Raw genomic sequence first — 1,410 nt, forward strand, 5'->3', positions numbered from 1 at the left:
GGGGCGGTCACGCCCTGCGGCCGGGCCGTCGGGCTGCCCGTACCGGCACCACCGGCCGGGGGCACGGCGTCGTCGTCCTGGCCGGGCACCGGTACGCCTCCGGCACCGGCTGCGGGCGCGGGGCCCCGGCCGGGCGTCGGGACGCCATCGGTCGCGGTCACGGAAGCGCTGCCGCTGCCGGGCCGAGCGAGCGCCGGCGCGCCGCTCTGCGCGGCCGCCGGCCCGGTCGCCCGGGCACTGGCGGGGCCGGCCCCGTGCGGTCCGTCCGGACCGTTCACCGCCGTACCGCCCGGCCCCGGCACGGGCCCGGCTCCGTGGGCACTGCCCGCACCACCCGTGCTGTCCGTCGGTGCAACTCCCGGCCCCGGCACAGGCGCACCGCTGCCACCGGGCACGGGCGTGCCGCCACCGGGTCCAGCCACACGCGCACCGCTCACCGGCGCACCGCCGGCACCGGGCACCGGCACGCCACCGGGTCCGGCTCCATGCGCACCGTGGCCCTCGGCCCCGTGCGCACCGCTCACCGGCGCACCGCCCTGCCCGCGTACGGGCACACCACCGGGTCCAGCCACACGCGCACCGCTCACCGGCGCACCGCCGGCACCGGGCACCGGTACGCCACCGGGTCCGGCTCCATGCGCACCGTGGCCCTCGGCCCCGTGCGCACCGCTCACCGGCGCACCGCCCTGCCCGCGTACGGGCGCACCGCCGGCACCGGGCACCGGTACGCCACCGGGTCCGGCTCCATGCGCACCGTGGCCCTCGGCCCCGTGCGCACCGCTCACCGGCGCACCGCCCTGCCCGGAAACGGGCGCACCGCCCGTACCGGGCACCGTCATGCCACCAGCTGCGGGCGCACCGCCGGCACCCGGCACCGGTACGCCGCCGCCACCGGGCGTGGGCGTGCCGTCGGTGCGGGGGGTCGGCACGCTGCCCGCGCCCTGCGGCCGTGCGTTGCCGCCCGTCGGGACCGGCACCCCGTCGGGCCCGTACGCCACCGCTCCCACTCCCGCACCCGGTGCCGTCGGCTCCGCGGGGCCGGGGTTCGGGCGGAGGCGGGTGGGCCGGGGGGAGTCCAGGAAGGCGTCCGTTCCACCGCGGGGGGTGTAGGCGGGCGCCTCGTCGGCAGGGGACACGGGAGACACGGGGGGCACAGGGGGTTCCGGCGTGCGGTCGGAGTCCGCCGGCGGCAGTGCGAACGCCGGGCGGGGGCCGGACGATTCGTCCGTCGCCTGGCTCGGGATCTGGGCCTCCGGTGCCGCCTCCGCCACGCCGCGGCGGGCCCGTCGGCCCGTCGGCGCCGCTGTCTCGGCGGCCTCGGCCGTGCGGTCCGCCTCGGCCGGCGGCAACGCGAACGCGGAACCCGCGGCCTCGCCTGCCGCCTCGCGGCGCGCCCGGCGCCCGGTCGGC

General features: G+C 81.5%; 1 protein-coding gene. It reads left to right on the forward strand.

What is annotated here, in order from left to right; translation table 11 throughout:
- Positions 1 to 1,167 precede the first annotated feature (1,167 nt).
- On the forward strand, positions 1,168 to 1,410 hold a 243-nt coding region (locus LE181_RS31815), incomplete at its 3' end, for a hypothetical protein (RefSeq protein ID WP_372458560.1).

It is taken from the genome of Streptomyces sichuanensis (assembly GCF_020328095.1).
Taxonomy (GTDB): domain Bacteria; phylum Actinomycetota; class Actinomycetes; order Streptomycetales; family Streptomycetaceae; genus Streptomyces; species Streptomyces cinnamoneus.